Consider the following 22,240-nt stretch of genomic DNA (forward strand, 5'->3'; position numbering starts at 1 on the left):
CTGACTATTATCTGAATCTTTATTTCCAGAAAACAGGAATCAGGTCCAGTAATTTATAAAAAACACATTACCAACACCTGTTAATTACCCTGCGGCACGGTGCATAAAAAGAGTGACGCCTTTAATATTTCCGTTTTATATTGAGTCCAGCCGTAACCTGAGCGTTACCTCAAGACCCTTTTTTAATTTTGTCCGACTTTTCTTTTAACCAGAGATGCATGGAAAATAGCTTGTACAATCCATATGTTACTGAAAATATTTATAGCCCGTCAGGGACTCTGCTGGGCTTTTATTATTCAAAGCCGTACCTTCGGGATGATGTGGAAGAGATCAATAATAACGCTGACATAATTGCCTGGATAAATTACTATGCAAATGAAGCAGCCTTAATGATTATTCCCCTCAATCTGCAACAAGTTAAACAAATCATCGCCGCGCCGGAACAATATTCATTCTGGCAGGAAGCGCATGTTCGACTGGCCATTAACTATGCCGTTTTTAAAGAATGCCGGCTCGCTTTACTTGAAATAACAAATGTTTTCAGCTTCTGGCTGCTGGATTTTGCTCCGCCCGGCGCAGACTGGCAGCTGATTGAAGCCTTTCCCTTCTCAGGCATCATGCTAAACGAGGATTTCTTTAACACTAATTATCAAAAATTCACCTTCCCGTTTTTATTATCTTCATTTGCTGAAAGAGATATTAAGGTTATAGTTCGCAGCACTCAGCCTGCTCCACCCGCCGGAGTGATGACCGCCCTCAATATATCCGGCTGGCAGCAGTGCCGCGCAGATCATCGGCTGGGGTAAATCTCCGCGGAAAAAACCAAACGCTGACGTTATGAGCGCAGGCTTTGCGCCATAACGCAGCGTAAACCTCATAAAATGTTGTGCTATTTACGCGCTTAAGAGCAAAGCGCTAAAAAAAACAAACTTCTTAACGTTTTTACTATAAAATTTAACTCACATGGACAGCGAGGCTCACAGGAAGAGCGGCATTGAACACCTGCTTTCTACGTACTTTATGACGTGAAGACAGCATAACTTGTTGTTTTCTGTGTTTTTATGGCAAAAAAACGAGGTCGACACTATGGGGAAAAATTCCTCATCTTTTGGCGTAATTCGTTTCCTGACGGTACTGTTCGCATTCCTGACGGGCGCGTTTATGCTGATTGGCGGTGGCTGGTTAGCCGCCATTGGAGGTTCCTGGTATTACGTTATCGGCGGTGTGGTTATGCTTATCACCGCTTATCTGCTGTCACGTCGCAAAAGCACCGCGCTGGTTCTCTATGCGCTGCTGCTGATTGGCACCCTGATTTGGGGCGTATGGGAAGTCGGCACTGACTTCTGGGCGCTTGCGCCGCGTACCGACGTGCTGGTGATCTTCGGCGTCTGGCTGATCCTGCCGTTTGTTTACCGTCGCGTAAACGCGGGCAGCAAAGCCGCGCTGGGCACCATGGCGGTGGCGCTGCTCGCCAGCGCGCTGGTGCTGGCATATGCGGTATTCAACGATCCGCAAACGGTGAACGGCAAGCTGCCGGAAACCGCGCAGAACGCCCCTCAGGCACAGCCGCTGAGCGCTATCGACGATGCCGACTGGCCAGCCTATGCGCGCGACCAGCAGGGCACGCGCTTCTCGCCGCTGAAGCAGATCAACCAGGAGAACGTGAAGAACCTTCAGGTTGCCTGGCAGTTCCAGACCGGCGACCTGAAAACGCCGAACGATCCGGGTGAAATCACCGACGAAGTGACGCCGATCAAAATCCGCGACACGCTCTATCTCTGTTCTCCGCATCAGATTCTGTTTGCGCTGGACGCCACTACCGGTAAGCAGAAGTGGAAATTCGATCCTGGCCTGAAGCCGAATCCGACCTTCCAGCATGTGACCTGCCGCGGCGTGTCTTATCACGAAGTGCCTGCCGCCGCTGACGCCGCTAATGCTCAGCCAGCGCTTTGCTCACGTCGCATCTACCTGCCGGTCAATGATGGCCGTCTGTTTGCCCTGGACGCGGAAACCGGCGAGCGCTGCCCGTCTTTCGGCAACAATGGCGAACTGGATCTGCAACACAAACAGCCGGTCACCACGCCGGGTCAGTATGAGCCGACCTCTCCGCCGGTGATTACCGACACCACCATCGTGATTGCGGGCGCGGTTACCGATAACTACTCAACCCGCGAGCCGTCAGGCGCCATCCGCGGCTTTGACGTCAATACCGGTAAACTGCTGTGGGTCTTCGATCCGGGCGCGAAAGATCCTAACGCGATTCCGGCGGACGAACACACCTTCACCATGAACTCGCCGAACTCCTGGGCGCCGGCGGTCTACGATCCGAAACTGGACATCGTTTACCTGCCGATGGGCGTGTCTACGCCGGACATCTGGGGCGGCAACCGCACGCCGGAGCAGGAGCGCTACGCGAGCAGCGTACTGGCTCTGAACGCGACCACCGGTAAGCTGGTGTGGTCTTATCAGACCGTGCATCACGATCTGTGGGATATGGACCTGCCATCACAGCCGACGCTGGCTGATATTACCGACAAAGACGGCAACACGGTTCCGGTGATCTACGCGCCGGCGAAAACCGGTAACATCTTTGTGCTGGATCGCCGTACCGGCAAGCCAGTCGTCCCTGCGCCAGAAACCCCGGTTCCACAGGGTGCGGCGAAAGGCGACCACGTTGCCGCGACTCAGCCTTACTCTGAGCTGACCTTCCGTCCGAAGCAGAACCTCACGGACAAGGACATGTGGGGCGCGACCCTGTATGACCAGCTGGTGTGCCGCGTGATCTTCAAGCGTCTGCGCTATGAAGGTCCGTTCACGCCGCCGTCTGAGCAGGGCACGCTGGTGTTCCCAGGTAACCTGGGCATGTTCGAGTGGGGTGGTATTGCTGTTGATCCGCATCGTCAGATCGCGATTGCTAACCCGATGGCGCTGCCGTTTGTCTCTAAACTGGTGCCGCGCGGTCCGGGCAACCCGATCGAGCCGCCTGAAGGCGCAAGCGGCGGTTCTGGTACCGAAACCGGTATTCAGCCGCAGTATGGCGTGCCGTTCGGCGTGGAGCTGAATCCGTTCCTGTCTCCTTTCGGTCTGCCGTGTAAGCAACCGGCCTGGGGCTACGTCTCTGCCGTTGACCTGAAGACCAACGAAGTCGTCTGGAAGAAACGTATCGGCACCACGCGCGACAGCGCGCCGGTTCCGCTGCCGTTCAAGATGGGTATGCCGATGCTCGGCGGTCCTATTGCAACGGCGGGTAAAGTGTTCTTTATCGGCGCGACCGCAGATAACTACCTGCGCGCCTTCAGCACCGAAACCGGCGAGCAGCTGTGGCAGGCGCGCCTGCCAGCGGGCGGCCAGGCGACTCCGATGACCTACGAAGCGAACGGCAAGCAGTACATTGTCATCGCCGCAGGCGGTCACGGTTCCTTTGGTACTAAACTGGGCGACTACGTTATCGCCTATGCGCTGCCGGACGAAAAATAACGACTTAAGTTAAGTCGCATACCGAATGCCGGTCGCCCTGGGTGACCGGCATTTTTTTTGCCTCAGGAAAACTTATCCAACAGCGCGTCGCGCACGGAGGGTTTCATTGTCAGGCCGAGGTCGAGAAAGGCCTGAAAAAAAGCCGCGCCTGCGCTTTGCTAATCAGGTTGCGGTTCACCGCCTCTTCCAGAATACCGCCATGTTGCGAGACTTTTATCCCTCGTTCCTGGCAGGTTTTACAGACGGCATTATCAGCAGACAGACAGGTCGCCTGCTGCAAGCGCGCCTGTATGACACAGCTAATATCAGCATGTTTAAGCGCGCGTCTGCGCGTTTTGATCTCCTGCATTTCAGCGTAGTGCTGGGGTTCGTAATCATTGGTGAAGGTGTAGGGCAACTGCAAATGCGCCAGCGCATGCTGAACGTCAAGCGAGTACTTCGCCTTGAGTTCTTCGCAGACATAAGGGTCGATCCACACCCCGCCCGGAAACAGCTGCCAGATTAGCGCTAAGCAGCCACACTCATGAAAATCCGCAAGCACATTGGTATCAATTACGCACCTGGGGCATTGAAATGGCATCCTGGCCAGCCTCCTGTTCGGCGTACCATTTATTCAGCAGTACGCTTAATTCCTGTCTGTTGAGTTCCAGTAGATCTGACAGGAAAGATTCAGAGGCCGCTCCGGCTTCCCATGCCTTGCGTGACAGTACTTTTAACCGGCTTTTATAACTCAGCGCCTCAGTTATCGGGCTGGGTTCATATTTATTCCAGCCTTCACGCTGGACGATTGCCCACAGCCAGGCTGAATTTTTTTGTGAAATCAACCGGCACTTGCTCAGGCGGTCAAGCATACAGACGAAAGAGACGCGATAGATATTTTTCAGCCGCAATACCGTTTCTTCATAGGCCCAGCCGCTCTGCGCCTGCTCGAATTTACCGTAGGTTTGCCGCACGACACCGATGGCATCGGCAACGGCGACCGCGCTCAGGCCCGCCTCGACGCGCGCCTCAACTAATTTTTTCGCTATCTGTTCCTGGATATTCATAGGTTACTCCCGGTTAACATTCACGGGAGCTTCTCAGGATTCCATGTTAATTATGGCATGCAGTATCAGTTCACCAGCCAGCAGGATAATGATTAAAATTAATAACGCCGGCTTTGCTGCCAGTTTACTGCGCCACACAACAGCATTACCGCCGCCGTCAGCAAAAACACCGGCTGCATGCCGAAGGCGCCAGCCACAAAACCGCCCGTCAGCGGACCGCTGACCTGACCGATATACTGCGCGGAGGTGGAATAGCCGAGCATCCGGCCAACCTGCCCTTCCGGCACGCTGTGGCGAATAATGGCCGTGACGCACGGCAGCAGTCCGCCCAGCGCCATGCCCATCAGAAAACGCAGCGCCACCAGCTGCCACGCGGCGCTGATAAACGCCTGGGGAATAAGCAGCAGCGCGCACGCCAGTAATCCGGCGCTCAGCACGCGCCAGTGGCCGATGCGGTCAGCCAGTTTGCCCAGACGCGGCGCAGAGAGAATGCTGCCCAGCGCAGCGGCGGCCATCACCAGTCCGGCCATCACGGTTGTCGCCTGCTGGCCCTGCACAAACTGCCCGACATAGAGCGTGATAATGGGTTCAATCGACATATTGGCGAAAATCAACAGCATGCCGGACAGCCACATCAGCCTGACCACGCGGTGATTCACCGCGCCGGACTCCCCGTCCGTACGCGCTTGCGCCGCAGGCTGCCGCGGCTGCTCTTGCAGCAGAAAGGTCGTTGCCAGGAAGGCGAGAAAAATAACGCCGCCAGTCAGCCAGAAAGTATGACGAATGCCGATAAGCGGCGGCAGCACGCCGCCGAGCAGCGGGCCGACAACATTACCCGCCATAATCCCGGACGACAGCACGCCAAGCGCCCAGCCGGTTTGCGCTTTCGGCGTTTGCGACGCCACCAGAATGGTAGAGCCGGAGGCGTAACCGCCGAGCAGACCGGCCAGCAGCCGCAGCGCCACCAGCTGCCAGGGCGCGGTCGCCATCCCGATCAGCGCCATCGCGATGGCCATGCCGAGGCTGGCGCGGATCAGCATCAGCTTACGGCCATAGCGATCCGCCAGCCGTCCCCACAGCGGCGCGGTCAGCGCCGCGCTCAGGAAGGTCGCGCCGTAGGCCAGTCCGGACCAGCGCGCAATGGCTGCCGGTTCCGTGACGCCAAGCTGCTGCACATAGAGCGGCAGAAAAGGCAGCAGCAGCGTCATCGCGACAATGGTGCTGAACGAACCCAACACGCATACCCATAAATTACGTTTCCAGATTTGCGCATCTGGCGCGGCGATCTGTTCCATAGCGGTCCCCATCGTTAGTGTGCGTTCAGGCTAACGATGTTGACGCCCGAACAACAGTCATGGCGCGATAATTGCCTGGGACCGCCTTTTGTTGTCTGCCAGCAACAATCAGCCGCCGAGCGCGGCGATCAGCGCATCGCCCAGCAGCGTGACGGGCGCGCCCGGCTGCGCCTCTTTCAGCAGCAGATAGCTTTGCAGACGATCCATCTGCCACTCCGCCAGCAGTTGAACAATCTCGCCGCGCGCCAGCGCCGCCTGCGCCATGTAAGAAGGCAGATAGGCAATGCCGCTGCCCGCCTGCGCGGCGTTGAGCAGCGCCATACTGTTATTAGCGCGAAAACGACTGCGCACGTCGACTACCAGCCGCTGCTTATCGCGGCGAAACGGCAGCGCGGCGGTGTGCGCCGGGCCGTGAAACATCAGCAGATCGTGGCGCGGCAGCATATCGGGATGAACGATGGGCGCGCGCTGGGCCAGGTAGTCTGGCGCGGCGTAGAGTCCCCAGTCGATATTGCCCAGCATCCGCACCTGGTCGCCCTGCGGCGCGCGAGCGCGAATAACGATGGCGACATCGACCTGTTCATCCAGCGTCTCGCTGCCGCGATCGGTCAGATCGAGATCGACGTTGATATGGATATGGCGACGCAGAAAGGCGTTAAGCGCGGGCGCTACGCACTGGCAGCCGTAGGTCACGGGCGCCTGCAACCGTACGTTGCCCGCCACATGCTGATGCAGCTGCTGGACAAAGGCGTCGGCGCGATGCATCTCAGCCAGCATGCGCGTGCAGAAGGGATAGTAGGCCAGCCCAAGCTCGGTCAGCGCCATTTTGCGCGTGGTGCGCTGCAACAGCTTAAATCCTAGCCGGACTTCAAGCCGGGCGATCTCCCGGCTGACGTGGGATTTTGACAGGCCGAGCGCGCGCGCGGCCTCGCTAAAGCTCTGACACTCCACCACGCGGGCGAACAGCATCATCGCCGTTAAGTTTTCGCTGTTATCCATGATTGTCGTTGTCTGCTGTAAAAAAGCAGACTAAACAATTCAGCCATCCGTGACATCTGTTTGTTTTCAGCTCGCCATCGCCAGCGGAAACAGCAGCCGGTCCGGCTCGACGCGCCGCTGTCGGCGCAGCTGGCCTGGGGTGACGCGAAAATAATTTTTAAAGGTGCGGGTGTAGGCCTGCTGGGTGTCGAACCCGTAGTTCATCGCCACCTGCAAAATGGCCTCGTTGCTGTTAAGCAGCAACAGCGCGGACTCCGTCAGGCGGCGCTGACGAATATATTCCGCCAGCGAAAAGCCGGTATGCTGACGAAACAGACGTTGCAGGTGCCAGCGGGAATAACCTGAACGGCGCGACACCTCGTCCAGATGCAGATCCTGACCTAAGTTGCTCTCAATCCACTCCAGCAAACTACGAATAAATTCACGCTGATTCATGGCTTCCTCCTGATACGGCATGATGTTCAGTGCAGCCACTTTAGCGCGGAAAATTTATCCCTTAATTAGCGGAAAATTAGCGCAGAATTAGCCTGACGCGCCGCGCGGGACGGCGTGCGGCAAAGTTAATTCTGTGCTAATAATCGCGGCGTAAACTGCGGCTATCTGTTGATGAGGGCATCGACTATGCGCGTGTTACTGGTTGAAGATGATGAAATGATCGGCGCGAATTTGCAGCAGGCGCTGGAAGGGGCGGGCTGGTCGGTAGACTGGGTGCGCGACGGCGTCTTCGCCCATAACGCCTGGAGCCAGGGCGATTACACCTGCGTCCTGCTCGACCTGGGCCTGCCGCGCGATGACGGGCTACAGGTGCTGAAGCGCGCCCGCGCCCGTGGCGACGCCACGCCGGTGCTGATTTTAACCGCGCGCGACACCGTCGCGCAGCGCGTGCAGGGTCTCGACAGCGGGGCCGACGACTACCTTCTTAAACCTTTCGATCTGCAAGAGGTGCTGGCGCGTATGCGTGCAATAACCCGACGCCGCCACGGCGCAGCGGACTCGCTGCTTGGCAGCGGCGATGTGCAGCTGGATATGATGACGCGCGAAGTGCTCTACAAAGGCCAGCGCGAGCAGCTTACCGCACGCGAATATGCGCTGCTTTACGCGCTGCTGGAGCGCCCCGGCGCGATCCTGTCGCGCGAGCAGCTTGAGAATCGCATTTACGGCTGGGGCGAAGAGGTCACCAGTAACGCGGTCGATGTTCTGATCCACGGCATGCGCCGCAAGCTCGACAATGACGCTATTCGCAACGTGCGCGGGCTTGGCTGGCGCGTACCCGCTTTATGAAACCCTTTACCTTTATGCGCTCCCTGCGCAATAAGCTGCTGAGCACGCTGCTGATTATCCATCTGCTGATGATCGGCGGCGTCACCTGGTATTTCTTCAGCTGCTATGGCGACATGATCGGCACCATGAAAGATGACCAGCTGTCGAAAATTGCCGACGCCTGGGCGACCAATAAAGAGATCCCGGCGCTGATGCCGCTGATGCTGCACGCCGACAAGGTGAAAAGCGCCTACGTGGTGCAGTTGTGGGACAGCAACGGCAAGCTGCGCGCCAGCTCCTGGCCGGAGCTGCACGCGCCGCTCCAGACGGAAAAAGGCTGGCACGACATCGAGGTCGGCGACTGCGACGAGTGCGCCTGGCGGATCTACACTCGTCCAGGCGAGCCGGGAAGCGAGATAAAAACTATTCAGGTCATGCATAACCTCAGCTATATGCGCGCCGTAATGGTTCAGCGCGCGCTGGCGGCGATTATCCCGATGATTTTAATGATGCCGCTCTCGCTGCTGGTGATCTGGCTGGTGGTGCGCAAAATTACCCGCGATCTGCGCGTCGCGTCGCGCCAGATCGCCGCTCAGGAGACGCTGCATCCTCACCTGGTGTCGCCCGAAGGGTTGCCGGATGAGATCCTGCCGCTGGTGGACGCCTACAATTCGCTGCTCAATAAACTGCGCGCCGCCTGGTCGTCGCAGCGGCAGTTTCTGGAAGATGCCGCGCATGAGCTGCGCACGCCGGTTACCGCCGTTACGCTTCAGCTGGAAAATCTGCGCCAGCATATCCAGCCGGGCGAAGCGAGCCGCCAGTTCGACCAGCTTGAGGCCGGCGTCACGCGCACCCGTCATCTGGTTACGCAGCTGCTCAACATTTCGCGTCAGGAAGATAAAACCGTGGTGGCGACGGTTGAGCAGATTGAGCTGGAAGAGGTGCTGAAAGAGAGCATCGAACAGCTGATGGTGGTGGCCGATAAGCGCGGCATCGACATCGGCTTTAACGGCTCGACGCACTACCGCCTGCAAGCCAGCCGATCCGAGCTGCGCAGTTTGTTCGATAACCTGATTGGCAACGCCATGCTGCACACGCCGGAAGGAAGTCTGGTGGACGTGCTGCTGCATCGCGTAGATGACCATACGGTGGTGGATATTATTGATAACGGTCCGGGTATGCCGGAATCCTTTATCGACCGCGCCTTTGATCGCTTTACCCGTTCGCCTGAGGTAAAAGCGCAGGGCAGCGGATTAGGTTTGTCGATCGTGCGCAGCGTCGCGCAAAAACACCATATTCAGGTCTCCCTCTCCAACTGTCTCAATCCGCAGGGCGCCGTTTGCGGCTTGCAGGTGCGCGTTACCCTGCCCTGATTTCACGTTCGCGCGCGATAGCGACAACGTAAACGGTTGCGGCGTTCCGTTCGCCGCCGCTTAATTTCGTGACGCACTTCACATTTTCACGTAAACATCATGCAACACATTTTGACAAACGTGAGCAAAATCTATTTTCTATCGCCCTGTAACGGTCAGGCTACGCAGGCTTCACTCCGATAGTAAAAACGGTTACACCTTCGCCGCCCACTCTGGGATTGATTTCACCTTGACTGCGTTTTTGCGCGGTCGAAAGCATGTGGTTAATGAGAATGACATTTAAAACCTTGGTAGCAGGTGCCTTGCTGGCGACATCTCTGGCGGGCAGCGTGCAGGCCGCTGAAAGCGATCCGCAATATCTCTCCGACTGGTGGCATCAGAGCGTCAACGTGGTAGGCAGCTATCACACCCGTTTCGGACCGCAGTTTAATAACGATGTCTATCTGGAATATGAAGCCTTTGCGAAGAAAGACTGGTTCGATTTTTACGGCTATCTCGACCTGACTAACTTTTTCGGCATGGGCAACAGCAACGCCAACGGTATTTTTGACCACGGCTCGCCGATGTTTATGGAAATTGAGCCGCGTTTCTCAATCGACAAGCTGACCGGCACCAGTCTGGCCTTCGGTCCATTTAAAGAGTGGTATTTCGCCAATAACTATATCTACGATATGGGCCGCAACAGCGCCAACCGTCAAAATACCTGGTATATGGGTCTGGGCACCGACATCGACACGCACAGCGACATCGGCCTGTCGCTGAACGTCTATGCCAAATATCAGTGGGAAAACTACGGCGCGGCCAACGAGAACAGCTGGGACGGCTATCGCTTCAAGGTGAAGTACATGGTGCCGATCACTACCCTGTGGGGCGGCAACCTGAGCTATATCGGCTTCACCAACTTTGACTGGGGTTCCGATCTGCGCGACAAATCTGACGCCTCGCGCACCAGCAACTCCATCGCCTCCAGCCATATTCTATCGCTGGGCTACGATCACTGGCACATCTCCGCCGTGGCGCGTTACTTCCATAACGGCGGTCAGTGGGCGGATGGTCAGGAGCTGAACTTTGGCCGTGGTCCATTTGAAGTGAAATCTACCGGCTGGGGTTACTACCTGGTGGCGGGTTATAACTTCTGATAACGCGGGCGGCTAAGCGCGCCCGCTTTAAAAGCGAGCGGTTGCTCGAAAGCCGATCCGATAGCAAAGACGCAGGCCGGGCATCCATACCAGCCCGGCCTGCGCAATCAGGCGTCTCACCCCTGAGGCGCGCCCGTTGCCGGGCGGCCTGTTTTTCCCCTGGCGCAGCACGCTTTGTTTCTCAAATCGGCTCTCCCGCTTGCAGGCTTTACCGCTGTCTGTAAATCACCGCCTTGCTGCCGGATCAGGCTCACCGCGTACGCGCTCTGCGTGGCCCTGCTTAATGCTGCGGTTTTACCACGTTAATACGCCACGGAATGCCGAACTTATCGATAAACATGGCGAACCCTTTCGACCAGAAGGTCTCCTGCCACGGCGTCGTGACTTTCCCACCGGCCGACAGTTTTTCAAACCAGACTTTCCCCTGCTCCACGTCGGTGGTCGACAAACTGACCGCGTAGCCCGCATGTTCTGAAGCCGGCGGCTGGTCGGTATTCCCGTCGCTCAGCATCAGCTCGCCCTGGCCGATGCGCAGATGAGCATGCATGATCTTCTCTGGCGGCAGCGGCGTCGCAGACTGGTCGCCGACCTGTTCGCCCTGATCCGGCATATCGCCGAAGGTCATCTTGTACAGCAGCTCGCCCTCGGTGGCTTCCAGGTAAAAGTCGATAGCCTCTTCGCAGCGGCCATAGAGAAACAGATAAGGACTGACTTGCATCTTCACCTCCGTTTGTCGGTTGGATTTCTTACAGCACCCTGAAAGTGTAGACGATCGCCCTTTTCTCTTGATTTTACTGACAATAACGTCGAAAAAGCTGCGCCATATAGGCGCTCATCGGCGTCAGCGCCGTATCCTTACGCTGGATCAGGTAGAAAGTGGCCTGCGGCAGCGGATCCGCCAGATCCAGCGCCACCAGATGCTGCCCCAGCACCGCGTCGTTGATCACATCTACCGACAGAATGCTGACAAAATCGCTCTGCGCCACCAGGCTGGTGCAGGCCATAAAGGTCTCGCAGGAGACGACGATCTTCGGCGCCATGCCGCGCTCGGCGAAAAGATCGTGCAGCAGGCGATAGTAGCTGCCCTTCGGCGTCGGCATGGTCCAGTCGCAGTGCTGCAATTCCGCCAGCGATCGCGCCTTTTCCATCGGGTGTCCTTTGCGCACCACTACTCTGTAATCACGCTGCATCACCTTCTCAAAGCTCAGTTCCTGATCGAGATGGCTTTGATCGTAGGTATTAATGGTGAAATCGAGTTCTCCCTGGCGCAGTTCTGGAATCATCGACACCAGCTGTCCCTCGACGATCCGCACTTTCACCAGCGGATATTCGCGATGAAACTGGGTGATAACCTGCGGCATGATGGTACGCGCCACGCTGCCTCCCACGCCAATATTGACGCGACCGCCCGCCAGACCAAGCCGCTGCTGAATATCCTCCTGCGCCACACGTAATTCTTCTAAAACGAGACTGGCATGGCGAAAAAAGTTATCACCCGTGTCGGTCAGCACCACACCCTGCTGGCGGCGAATAAAGAGTTTTGCGCCTAAAACCTGTTCAAGTTCCTGTATCGCTTTGGTCAGCGCAGGCTGGGAAAGCCCGGAAAGACGGCTTGCGGCGCGGATGCTGCCCTGACGGGCGACGTCAACGAAGGCGCGTAGCTGATGCAGTTTAAGCTGGGCAGGCATGATAACCACTGTTTATCAGGAATAAGTTATTCGCATCTTATGCGGTCAGAAAGGCTTGTGTAAATTCGGGGGTGTGCATAAAAAACCAACAATAAGGATTTCCTATGACAACCCTTTCCGAGCAGGTCCTGGCGCTGCAACCTCAGATGCAACGCTGGCGACGCGATCTGCACCAGTTTGCCGAGTCCGGCTGGCTGGAGTTTCGTACCGCTACGCGCGTCGCCGAGACGCTGCACAAGCTGGGTTATCACCTGCAACTGGGCCGCGAGGTCATTAACGCCGAGGCGCGTATGGGCCTGCCTGACGCCGACGTGCTTAAACAGCAGGAGGCGCGGGCGCTGCAACAGGGCGCGCTGCCGCAGTGGCTGCACTACTTCTCCGGCGGCTTTTGCGGCATTGTCGCCACGCTGGAGACCGGCCGTCCCGGTCCGGTGATGGGCTTCCGCGTCGATATGGATGCGCTGGATCTCAATGAGAGCCAGGCCGCTGAGCACCTGCCGCAGCGCGAAGGGTTCGGCTCCTGTAATCCCGGCATGATGCACGCCTGCGGCCACGACGGCCACACCACGATTGGACTCGGCCTCGCCAGCGTGCTGATGGCGATGAAATCGCAACTGAGCGGCACCATCAGGCTGATCTTTCAGCCTGCCGAAGAGGGGGTGCGCGGCGCAAAAGCCATGGTCGAGGCGGGCGTGGTGGACGATGTCGATCTCTTTACCGCTATCCATATCGGCACCGGCGTGCCCGCTGGCGAACTGGTTTGCGGCAGCGACAGCTTTCTCGCCACCACCAAGCTGGACGTGCGCTTTACCGGCGTCGGCGCGCACGCGGGCGGCAAGCCTGAAGAGGGTCGCAACGCCTTACTGGCGGCGGCCCAGGCCACGCTGGGGCTGCACGGGCTGCCGCAGCACAGCGGCGGCGTGGCGCGCGTTAACGTCGGCGTGCTCCAGGCGGGAACCGGCCGCAACGTGGTGGCCGACACCGCGCTGATGAAGGTCGAAACGCGCGGCGTCAGCAATCAGGTCAACGACGACATCTACCAGCAGGCGCTGCGCATTATCGCTGGCGCGGCGGCGATGTACGGCGTCGAGTATGAGGTGAAGCTGATGGGCGCGGCGCGCAGCTGCACGCCAACGCAGCCCTGGGTTGACTTTGTGCATCAGCAGGCCGAGGCGCTGGGCATTTTCGATTCGGTGGTGGATCGCAAAGCGCAGGCCGCGGGTTCCGAAGATGCGACCTACATGATGGAGCGGGTGAAACAGCGCGGCGGTCAGGCGACCTACGCCATTTTTGGCTGCGAACTGGCGGCAGGCCACCATAACGCGAAGTTCGACTTTGACGAAAGCGTAATGGGTAAAGCGGTGCAGACGCTGGCGACGCTGGCGCTCAACCAGGCGCAGTTCGGGGGCGGGCGATGAACGCGGATTTTCTTGCCGACTATATCGAAGCCAACCAGGCGCGCTTCACCGCCATCAGCGACGCTATCTGGGATACGCCGGAAACCCGCTTTGCCGAAACCCGGTCCAGCGCGCTGCTGGCCGACGCGCTGGAGAGGGAAGGCTTCTCCGTGACGCGCGGCGTGGGCAATATTGAGACGGCGTTTATCGCCAGTACTGGCGAAGGCCAGCCGGTTATCGCCATTCTCGGCGAGTTCGATGCGCTGGCGGGCCTGAGCCAGCGCGCGGGCTGCGCGCGGCCTGAACCGCTAAAGGAGAACGGCAACGGCCACGGCTGCGGCCATAACCTGCTGGGCACCGCAGGCGTGGCGGCGGCCTTTGCGCTTAAAGCCTGGATGCAGCAGCACGGCGGGCGCGGTACGGTGCGCTTTTACGGCTGCCCCGGCGAAGAGGGCGGCTCCGGCAAAACCTTTATGGTGCGCGAGGGACTGTTTGACGACGTCGACGCCGCCGTCACCTGGCATCCTGAAGGCTTTAGCGGGCTGTTTAATCTCAGCACCCTGGCCAATATCCAGGCGGCCTTTCACTTCAAAGGCGTGGCGGCGCACGCGGCCAACTCGCCCCATCTGGGACGCAGCGCGCTGGACGCGGTAACGCTAATGAATACCGGCGCGAATTTCCTGCGCGAACATATTGTGCAGGAGGCGCGGCTGCACTATGCGGTCACCAACAGCGGCGGCGTCTCCCCCAACGTGGTACAGGCCGACGCGGAAGTGCTCTATCTGATCCGCGCGCCAGCGCTGCCGCAGGCGCAGGAGATTTATCAGCGCGTCATTAATATCGCCAAAGGCGCGGCGCTGATGACCGACACCCAGGTCAGGGTGCGCTTCGATAAAGCCTGCTCTAATTACGTGCCCAACCGCGCGCTGGAAGCGGTAATGGAGCGATATTTGCATCATTTCGGTCTGCCGCGCTACAGCGACGAGGAGCGCGCGTTTGCGGCTGAAATCCGCGCCACGCTGAGCGAGGACGATCTGCATAACGCCCGACTGAACGCGGCGCGTACCGGCGGCGAGGCGGGCGCGGCATGGATTGAGACGCACGGCGACAAACTGCTGATGGATGAGGTCGCCCCCTGCGTGGCGACACGCGAGCTGCTTTACGGCTCTACCGACGTCGGCGACGTCAGCTGGGTGACGCCGGTTGCGCAGTGCTTTACGCCCTGCTTTACCTTCGGCACGCCGCTACACACCTGGCAGCTGGTGGCGCAGGGCCGCACCAGCATCGCGCATAAAGGCATGCTGCTGGCAGGCAAGGTGATGGCCGCGACCGTGCTGGATCTGCTCACCGATGCGCAGGCGCTGGCGCGCTGTCGCGACGAGTTTGAACGGGTGCGCCGCGCGCAGCCCTATCAATGCCCGATACCCGAAGGCGTCACGCCTTCAAAACTGGCCAATTGAGCCACGGCCGCGCCTCAGGCGCGGACCGATAACACAATAAAAAAACGCAAACACGACCATACAAGACGAGGAATATCATGACCGTAATGTCGGAGAATCGCAGCCCAGGGAAAGTTTTCGGCTGGATCGAGCGGGTCGGCAACAAAGTCCCCAACCCTTTCCTGCTGTTTGTCTATTTAATCGTGGTACTGATGGTGGCCACCGCCATCATCAGCAGTCTGGGTATGGCGGTAAAAAATCCCGCCAGCGGCGAGATGGTGCGCGTCAACAACCTGTTGAGCGTCGCCGGTTTGCAGTGGATCCTGCCCAACATCATTAAAAACTTCAGCAGCTTTACGCCGCTCGGCTCGATCCTGGCGCTGGTGATTGGCGCGGGGCTGGCGGAAAAAGTCGGTCTGTTGCAGTCGCTGATGGTCAAGATGGCCTCGCGCGTGAGCCGCCGCTACGCCAGCTATATGGTGCTGTTTATCGCCTTTTTCAGCCATATCTCTTCCGACGCGGCGCTGGTGGTGATGCCGCCGCTTGGCGCGCTGATCTTTCTTGCCGTGGGTCGTCACCCCGTGGCGGGACTGCTGGCGGCGATTGCCGGCGTCGCGTCCGGCTTTACCGCGAATCTGCTGATCGTCACCACCGACGTGCTGCTCTCCGGCATCAGTAGCGAGGCGGCGAAGGCGGTAAGCGATACGGTGCACGTCAGCGTGATCGATAACTGGTTCTTTATGGCGTCGTCGGTGATTGTGCTGACCATCGCGGGGGCGATCCTGACCGATAAGTTCGTTGAACCTCGTCTGCCGCAGTGGAAAGAAGGCAGCGGCGAGCGGCTGGCGGCGCTAACGCCGCTGGAGAACCGCGGCCTGCGCGCGGCGGGCATCGCCGCCCTGCTGTTTATCGGCCTGATGGCGCTGCTGGTGGTGCCGGAACAGGCCCCGCTGCGCGATCCCCACACCGGCGGCATCGTGCCCTCGCCGTTTATTAAAGGCATTGTGCCGATCATTATTCTGTTCTTTTTTGTCGTGGCGATTGTTTACGGCGTGGTCACGAAGCAGATCCGTCGCCCGGACGATATTCCGCAGCTGCTGGTCGATCCGATGAAAAGCATGGCGGGCTTTATTGTTATGGTGTTTCCGCTGTCGCAGTTCGTGGCGTTCTTTAACTGGAGCAACATGGGCAAGTTTATGGCCATCGGGCTGACTGACGTGCTGGAGAGCGCGGGCATCAGCGGCGCGCCCGCCTTTCTCGGCCTGATGTTCCTGTCGGCGTTTCTTTGCATGTTTATCGCCAGCGGGTCGGCGATCTGGTCTATTCTGGCCCCGGTGTTCGTGCCGATGTTTATGCTGCTGGGCTTTCACCCTGCCTTCGCCCAGATGATCTTCCGCATTGCCGATTCGGCGGTGCTGCCGCTGGCCCCGATGTCGCCCTTCTTGCCGCTGTTCCTCGCCTTTTTGCAGCGCTACCAGAAGGACGCGCAGCTCGGCACCTACTACGTGCTGATCTTCCCCTATCCGCTGGTGTTCTTTATTACCTGGATTGCGCTGCTGCTGGCCTGGTATGCGCTGGGCTTACCCATTGGTCCGGGCGTCTGGCCGCAGATGCCGTAACGCCTGCGCCAGGGACGGCGGAAACTGCAACGTGCGTTGCTAAAAACTCACCACCAACCCTCTCGGCAAGGATCGCCGAATTGATTATTCTGCACTCTCTTCGCTTGCTAACGGTCACTATTTTTACAACATCGCCATGCCGTTAGCAGGTTATGCAAACATCGTCACACCGAGGTTCACACCAAAATGACAACAGCCTGCACTTCAGGGATGGCGCCGGGTTTCGCTGCGCCAGCGCCGAATAACAGCCTGGCAGGGCGCATTGACGCCCTGCCTTCTTCACGCGGTTTATGGCGTTTTATCACCCTACTCGCGCTCGGCGGTTTTTTTGAACTCTACGATCTGTTCGAAACCGGCTATATCAGCTCAGGGCTGCTGGCCGCTGGCGTTTTCCACACCGGCAGCGCTGGCGTGTTCGGCATTGCCGATCAGGCGGCTTTTGCCTCCGCCACCTTTCTCGGCCTGTTTGTCGGCGCCAGCCTGCTTGCGCCTTACGCCGATCGCTTTGGCCGCCGCCTGACCTTTATGTGCGCGCTGGCGTGGTATGGCGTTTTCTCGCTGCTGATGGCGTTCCAGCAGAGCGCAGAGATGATCATTCTGTTCCGCTTTCTGGTGGGCATTGGCCTTGGCATTGAGCTGGTGACCATCGACACCTATCTCTCGGAGTGGGTGCCGACGCATCTGCGCAGCCGCGCCTTCGCCTTCTCTTTCTTCGTGCAGTTTCTTTCGGTGCCTGCGGTGGCGCTGATGTCCTGGTGGCTGGTGCCGCAAACGCTGCTCAGTCTGGAAGGCTGGCGCTGGGTAGTGATCGCAGGCGCGCTCTGCTCGCTGGTGATCTGGTTTATCCGTAAGGATCTGCCGGAATCGGCACGCTGGCTGGCGCAGCAGGGCCGCCACCAGGAGGCGCATCAGGTGCTGAGCGCAATGGAGAAACGCTGCGGCGTCGCGCCAGGCGCGGATTTTCCTCAGGATGACGCGGCGGCGCAGCTGCCGAAGCGCGGCAGTTTTAGCGAAATCTGGGCGCCCGCTTACCGCAAACGCACCCTGATGCTGGTGGTCATGAACTTCTTTCAGGCGATTGGCTTTTTCGGCTTCGGCAACTGGCTGCCCGCGCTGCTGTCAGGCAAAGGCGCGACCGCCACCCACAGCCTGCTCTACGCCTTTTTTATCACGCTCGCCTACCCGCTGGGTTCGCTGATCTGTAGCCGCTACGCCGACAGGATTGAGAATAAGTGGCAGATCGTCTTGTCCTGTCTGATGACCGTGGTGTTCGGCACGCTGTTTGCCTTTCAGACCAACCCGATATTATTGATTATCTGCGGCTTCCTGATTACTTACTCCAACGCCTGGCTGACCTTTAGCTATCACGCCTATCAGACAGAGATTTTTCCCACCCATATCCGCGCCCGCGCGGTGGGCTTTTGCTACTCCTTTAGCCGCCTGTCGACGGCATTCAGCAGCATACTGATCGGACTGATTTTGCAGTATGCGGGCAGCCAGGGCGTTATCGCCTTTATCGTGGTGAGTATGCTGATGGTCATGCTGTCGGTGGGGATTTACGGGCCGAAAACCCGCGGTATCGATCTGGAAAATATCTGAGTATAAAAAAGGCGCTCCAGCCTCAGCCGGAGCGCCTTGATGGATGTTTTACTGATTTTCGAGCTGATGAATATCCGCGCTGCCCTGATAAGGCTGAATGGTCTTATCTTTGCGCAGCTTCGCCACATCCCTGGCCGTCACGTCAGACTTGCCGCCATTCCCCCAGCTGGTGCGAATAAAGTTCACCACGTCGGCGACCTGCTGATCGTTCAGCCGCCAGCCGAATGCGGGCATAGTGATGGTTGACGGCGCGCCTTTCACGCCCGGCAGGGTTCCGCCTGCCAGTACGATATGGATCAGCGAGGTTGGATCCTCAGCCATCACCACCGGATTGCCGCGCAGCGCCGGGAAGAAACGCTGATAGCCGCTGCCGTCGGTTTTATGACAGGCCGCACAGCTGTCCACATAGACCGATGCGCCGGTCGCGCTGTCATCGCCTTTCCACAGCGCTTTCGCCGTGGCGTCATCCACGCTGAAGGCGGCCTGGTTCGGGTCCTTCGCGCCGAGCGACTTCAGGTAGCGGGCAATGGCGGCGACGTCTTTATCGCTCAGGTGTTGCAGGCTGTGCTCCACCACCTCGGTCATGCCGCCAAACGCGGCGGTGTGATCGTTGCGGCCATAGCGCAGGAACTGACGCAGATCTTCCTCGCTCCAGCGCCCCAGCCCGTCGCGGTTATCGCCGCGCAGGTTGCTGGCGGTCCAGCCGTCAATCGGCGCGCTGCTGCCCGCCAGATAGTCGTTGCCTTCGCCGTTGTTAAGCGCTTTTTCCTGCATGGTGATGCTGCGCGGGGTATGACAGGCGCCGCAGTGGCCCAGCCCTTCCACCAGATAGCGACCGCGCGCCAGCTCAGGATCTTCCTGCGCCGCAGGCTGGAACGCCTTCACGTCCGGCGCAAACACCGAGCGCCAGATCGCCAGCGGCCAGCGCATCGACAGCGGCCAGGGAATGTCGCTTTTGTGGTTAGCCTGCTCAACCGGCGCGACGCCGTGCATAAAGTAAGCGTACAGCGCCTGCATATCCTCGTCGCTTACCACCGCATAAGAGGGATAAGGCATCGCCGGATAGAGGGTATCGCCATTTTTCGCCACGCCGTGACGCACCGCCTTCTGGAAGTCGTCATAGCTGTAGTCGCCAATACCGGTCGTCTTGTCCGGCGTGATATTGGTGGAGTAGATGGTGCCGATCGGCGTCGCCATCGGCAGTCCGCCAGCAAAGGGTTTGCCATCCTTGCTGGTGTGGCAGGCGATACAGTCGCCCGCGCGCGCCAGATACTCGCCGCGTTTTACCTGATCGCCGCCGTTGTCGTCTGCCAGCGCAGCAAAGGTCATCGTGCCCAGAATCAGGGCCAGTAAGCCGTTTTTCATCGCCATTTCCTTATGCCTGCACCAGTGGACCCGGATTTTTCAGATACTGCTCGCGGATCGCCTTCGCCGACCAGTAGGTCAGCGCCGCCACCATGCCCGTCGGGTTGTAGCCCAGCCCCTGCGGGAAGGCCGATGCGCCCGGCACAAAGACGTTAGGCACGTCCCAGCTTTGCAGATAGCGGTTAACCGCGCTGGTTGACGGATCTTCGCCCATGATCGCGCCGCCGCTGATGTGCGTGGTCTGATAAACCGTGGTGTCGAAATGGCTGCCTGGCTTTTTCGCGCCGCCGATAATCATCTTCGGACTCATCGCCTCGGCAATCTTATGCATCTTGCCGACCATAAACTGCGCCATCCTGATATCGTTATCCTGCCAGTCAAAGGTCATACGCAGCAGCGGCTGGCCGTAGGCGTCTTTGTAGTTGGGATCGAGATCCAGATAGTTAACGCGGTAAGACTGGTGCGCGCCGTGGGCATCCATGGAGATATGGTGCGTATAGGTGTCGGCGACGGCCGCTTTCCACTTGCTGCCCCAGTTTGGCGTGCCGGTCGGCGTCGGCAAGCCGGAGATCGGCTTGGTGCCCGCCTGGTTTACCCAGAACGGCGAACCCCCGACGAAGCCGTGCGGTCCGTGGTCGAAGTTATCGGCGTTAAAGTCATCGACGCCAACGCCCGCGCCGCCCGCGCCAATAAACGGGTTGGTAGTGGTGTTTTTGTCGAACAGCGCCTTCAGCGTCGAGATGTTCTGATAGGCGAAGTTGCGTCCCACGGTGCCTTCATTGGTAATCGGGTTGTAAGGCTTGCCGATACCGGAGAGCAGCATCAGGTGCACGTTATGGAACTGGAACGCCGAGAGGATCACCAGGTCCGCAGGCTGCACCACTTCACGCCCCTGCGCGTCGACGTAGGTCACGCCGGTGGCGCGCTTTTTATCGTCGGTCAGGTTGACGCGCAGCACGTAGGCGTTATTGCGCAGCTCGAACTTCGACTCCTGGCGCAGCGCGGGCAGAATATTGACGTTCGGCGAGGCTTTGGAATACATGTAGCAGGCGTAACCGCTGCAATAGCCGCAGAAGTTGCACGGACCCATCTGCGCGCCATAGGTATTGGTGTAAGGGCCAGAGGTGTTGGCCGACGGCAGATCGTAAGGATGGTAGCCAACGGATTTCGCCGCCTCGGCAAACAGCTGCGCCGAATACGTGCGCTTCTGCGCAGGCAGGGGAAATTTATCGGAGCGATCCGGCGCGAACGGGTTGCCGCCGCTATCCTTGCCGATCACCTGCCCTTTAATGCTCCACGGCGTGCCGGAGGTGCCGAACACTTTTTCCGCCTTGTCGAAGAACGGCTCCAGCTCGTCGTAGGTGACGCCGAAGTCCTGAATCGTCATGCCTTCCGGGATAAAGTTTTTGCCGTAGCGCTCTTCGTAATGGCTGCGCTGGCGCAGTTCGGTCGGGTCGACGCGGAAGTGCACGCCGGACCAGTGCAGCCCCGCGCCGCCCGTCCCGGTGCCGGGCAGAAACGCTGCCAGCTGGCGATAGGGAACCGCCGTCTGCGAGGCGTCGTGACGGATGGTCACGGTGCTTTTCGACAGATCCTGGAACAGCTTTTTACGGATGTTGTAGGTCAGCTCGTCAATCGACTGCGGATAAGAACCATCGGGATAGGTATCACGATGCGGACCGCGCTCCAGCGCGACGACGCTGAGACCGGCTTCGGTCAGCTCTTTCGCCATGATTGCCCCGGCCCAGCCGAAACCCACAATCACCGCGTCTGCTTTTTTCATTTCATTTGCCATGGTTACGCACGCTCTCCGCGAATCGACACCGACGGGAACGGATAATGTTCGCCGCGCTCTACCCAGTCCATAAAATCGGCGCGCGCGCCAGGGAAGCCGATCAGCTTCCAGCCCACCATATTCTGGTTGCCGCCGTGGATCGGATCGCTAAAGAAACCTTCACGGGTGTTCTGGATCAGAAAGGCGAAGAAGGTTTTTGCCGGGAGCTGATGGAAATCGGCCTGGCCGCTCTCCATCGCCGACAGCAGCGCATCCTGCTGTTCGCCGCTAAGATCGGCAAACACTTTGCCATGCTGACGTTTGCTGTAGTCATCGGCATCGGCGAGGCCGAGACGGTAGATCTGCTGCGGCACCAGCGGCAGCTGATAGCCCAGCTCTTTCGGCAGATCGGGATTGAAGGGTCCCTGCATATACCAGTTAGCCCCGGTCGCATAGGGCGTGTTCATCTGGCGATCGATAAACTCCGGCACGCCCGCTTCCAGCGCGCCGGGTCCCCGTTCGTCATTGGGGATGAGGCGCGCCACGGCGGCCTTGATAAAAGCGAACTCTTCGGCGGTAAACCAGCCTGGCTGATAGTCGCGCGCGGGCTGCGCGGCGGCGGGGTCGGCGGCCTGCGCCGCAGGCGCTACGCTAAACCCGCCTACTACTGCGCTTCCGGCTGCCATAGCGGGCGCCAGCGCGATGGTTTTTAACAGAAAATCCCTGCGTGTCTGCCCACGTTTTTGTTCTGACATGACATTGCCTCAGTA

General features: G+C 58.9%; 19 protein-coding genes. 9 read left to right on the forward strand and 10 right to left on the reverse strand.

Annotated elements, in window-relative coordinates; genetic code table 11:
- Positions 1–218 precede the first annotated feature (218 nt).
- Together BBB56_RS02170 and BBB56_RS02175 are read left to right on the forward strand one after the other, a co-directional pair.
- Complete coding sequence (locus BBB56_RS02170; protein ID WP_233592972.1) at positions 219–806, forward strand: hypothetical protein; 588 nt, start codon at positions 219–221, stop codon at positions 804–806.
- A 280-nt stretch (positions 807–1,086) separates the two neighbouring features.
- Positions 1,087–3,477 carry a glucose/quinate/shikimate family membrane-bound PQQ-dependent dehydrogenase gene (locus tag BBB56_RS02175; protein WP_123798354.1) on the forward strand — a complete coding sequence of 797 codons (2,391 nt, stop codon included), beginning with the start codon at positions 1,087–1,089 and terminating at the stop codon, positions 3,475–3,477.
- Between the two features lie 109 nt (positions 3,478–3,586).
- Here BBB56_RS02175 and BBB56_RS02180 read toward each other — a convergent pair whose 3' ends face one another.
- The 5 genes from BBB56_RS02180 to BBB56_RS02200 all read right to left on the reverse strand — a co-directional run bounded on the left by BBB56_RS02180 (position 3,587) and on the right by BBB56_RS02200 (position 7,252).
- On the reverse strand, positions 3,587–4,018 hold the full coding sequence (locus BBB56_RS02180) for a hypothetical protein (RefSeq protein WP_233592973.1): 432 nt from the start codon (positions 4,016–4,018) through the stop codon (positions 3,587–3,589).
- A gap of 7 nt (positions 4,019–4,025) precedes the next feature.
- Positions 4,026–4,523, reverse strand: a complete 498-nt coding sequence (locus tag BBB56_RS02185; RefSeq protein ID WP_123798356.1) for a helix-turn-helix domain-containing protein — start codon at positions 4,521–4,523, stop codon at positions 4,026–4,028.
- A 98-nt stretch (positions 4,524–4,621) separates the two neighbouring features.
- On the reverse strand, positions 4,622–5,818 hold the full coding sequence (locus tag BBB56_RS02190; protein ID WP_123798358.1) for an MFS transporter: 1,197 nt from the start codon (positions 5,816–5,818) through the stop codon (positions 4,622–4,624).
- 108 nt (positions 5,819–5,926) lie between these two features.
- A complete protein-coding gene (locus tag BBB56_RS02195) occupies positions 5,927–6,817 on the reverse strand; it encodes a LysR family transcriptional regulator (RefSeq protein ID WP_123798360.1) in 891 nt (296 codons plus the stop codon).
- A gap of 66 nt (positions 6,818–6,883) precedes the next feature.
- Positions 6,884–7,252 carry a helix-turn-helix domain-containing protein gene (locus BBB56_RS02200; RefSeq protein ID WP_123798362.1) on the reverse strand — a complete coding sequence of 123 codons (369 nt, stop codon included), beginning with the start codon at positions 7,250–7,252 and terminating at the stop codon, positions 6,884–6,886.
- Between the two features lie 186 nt (positions 7,253–7,438).
- On the opposite strand from BBB56_RS02200, the gene BBB56_RS02205 reads away from it, so the two are divergent.
- The 3 genes from BBB56_RS02205 (at position 7,439) to BBB56_RS02215 (ending at position 10,589) form a co-directional block, all read left to right on the forward strand.
- Complete coding sequence (locus BBB56_RS02205; RefSeq protein WP_123798364.1) at positions 7,439–8,098, forward strand: response regulator; 660 nt, start codon at positions 7,439–7,441, stop codon at positions 8,096–8,098.
- Positions 8,095–9,450, forward strand: coding sequence for a sensor histidine kinase (locus BBB56_RS02210; RefSeq protein ID WP_123798366.1), 1,356 nt, complete (start codon positions 8,095–8,097; stop codon positions 9,448–9,450). Before BBB56_RS02205 ends, BBB56_RS02210 begins: the two co-directional genes overlap by 4 nt.
- A 272-nt stretch (positions 9,451–9,722) precedes the next feature.
- Complete coding sequence (locus tag BBB56_RS02215) at positions 9,723–10,589, forward strand: nucleoside-specific channel-forming protein Tsx (RefSeq protein WP_123798368.1); 867 nt, start codon at positions 9,723–9,725, stop codon at positions 10,587–10,589.
- A 280-nt stretch (positions 10,590–10,869) separates the two neighbouring features.
- Here BBB56_RS02215 and yjdN read toward each other — a convergent pair whose 3' ends face one another.
- On the reverse strand, positions 10,870–11,307 hold the full coding sequence (gene yjdN / locus BBB56_RS02220) for a VOC family metalloprotein YjdN (RefSeq protein ID WP_123798370.1): 438 nt from the start codon (positions 11,305–11,307) through the stop codon (positions 10,870–10,872).
- 73 nt (positions 11,308–11,380) lie between these two features.
- The gene (locus BBB56_RS02225; protein ID WP_123798372.1) at positions 11,381–12,277 is read right to left on the reverse strand and encodes a LysR family transcriptional regulator; all 897 of its coding nucleotides are present in this window, start codon (positions 12,275–12,277) and stop codon (positions 11,381–11,383) included.
- Between the two features lie 104 nt (positions 12,278–12,381).
- Between BBB56_RS02225 and BBB56_RS02230 the strand changes: the two genes are divergently transcribed.
- From BBB56_RS02230 to BBB56_RS02245, 4 genes are all read left to right on the forward strand, one after another.
- Positions 12,382–13,695 carry an amidohydrolase gene (locus BBB56_RS02230; RefSeq protein WP_123798374.1) on the forward strand — a complete coding sequence of 438 codons (1,314 nt, stop codon included), beginning with the start codon at positions 12,382–12,384 and terminating at the stop codon, positions 13,693–13,695.
- Complete coding sequence (locus BBB56_RS02235; protein ID WP_123798376.1) at positions 13,692–15,134, forward strand: M20 family metallopeptidase; 1,443 nt, start codon at positions 13,692–13,694, stop codon at positions 15,132–15,134. Before BBB56_RS02230 ends, BBB56_RS02235 begins: the two co-directional genes overlap by 4 nt.
- Positions 15,135–15,211: 77 nt before the next feature.
- Positions 15,212–16,732, forward strand: a complete 1,521-nt coding sequence (gene abgT, locus BBB56_RS02240) for a p-aminobenzoyl-glutamate transporter (protein WP_123798378.1) — start codon at positions 15,212–15,214, stop codon at positions 16,730–16,732.
- Between the two features lie 186 nt (positions 16,733–16,918).
- Entirely contained in the window at positions 16,919–18,331 is a 1,413-nt protein-coding gene (locus BBB56_RS02245; RefSeq protein ID WP_123798380.1) for an MFS transporter, read from the forward strand.
- A 48-nt stretch (positions 18,332–18,379) separates the two neighbouring features.
- Here the strand turns inward: BBB56_RS02245 and BBB56_RS02250 are convergent, their stop codons facing one another.
- From BBB56_RS02250 to BBB56_RS02260, 3 genes are read right to left on the reverse strand one after another with little or no spacing between them, the layout of a single operon-like run.
- Positions 18,380–19,696 (reverse strand): c-type cytochrome, encoded by a 1,317-nt coding sequence (locus BBB56_RS02250; protein ID WP_123798382.1) that lies wholly within the window; start codon positions 19,694–19,696, stop codon positions 18,380–18,382.
- Positions 19,697–19,706: 10 nt separating this feature from the next.
- Complete coding sequence (locus tag BBB56_RS02255) at positions 19,707–21,491, reverse strand: GMC family oxidoreductase (RefSeq protein WP_123798384.1); 1,785 nt, start codon at positions 21,489–21,491, stop codon at positions 19,707–19,709.
- 2 nt (positions 21,492–21,493) lie between these two features.
- Positions 21,494–22,225, reverse strand: coding sequence for a gluconate 2-dehydrogenase subunit 3 family protein (locus BBB56_RS02260; protein ID WP_123798386.1), 732 nt, complete (start codon positions 22,223–22,225; stop codon positions 21,494–21,496).
- Positions 22,226–22,240 lie beyond the last annotated feature (15 nt).

This window comes from Candidatus Pantoea deserta (assembly GCF_003813865.1).
Classification (GTDB): domain Bacteria; phylum Pseudomonadota; class Gammaproteobacteria; order Enterobacterales; family Enterobacteriaceae; genus Pantoea; species Pantoea deserta.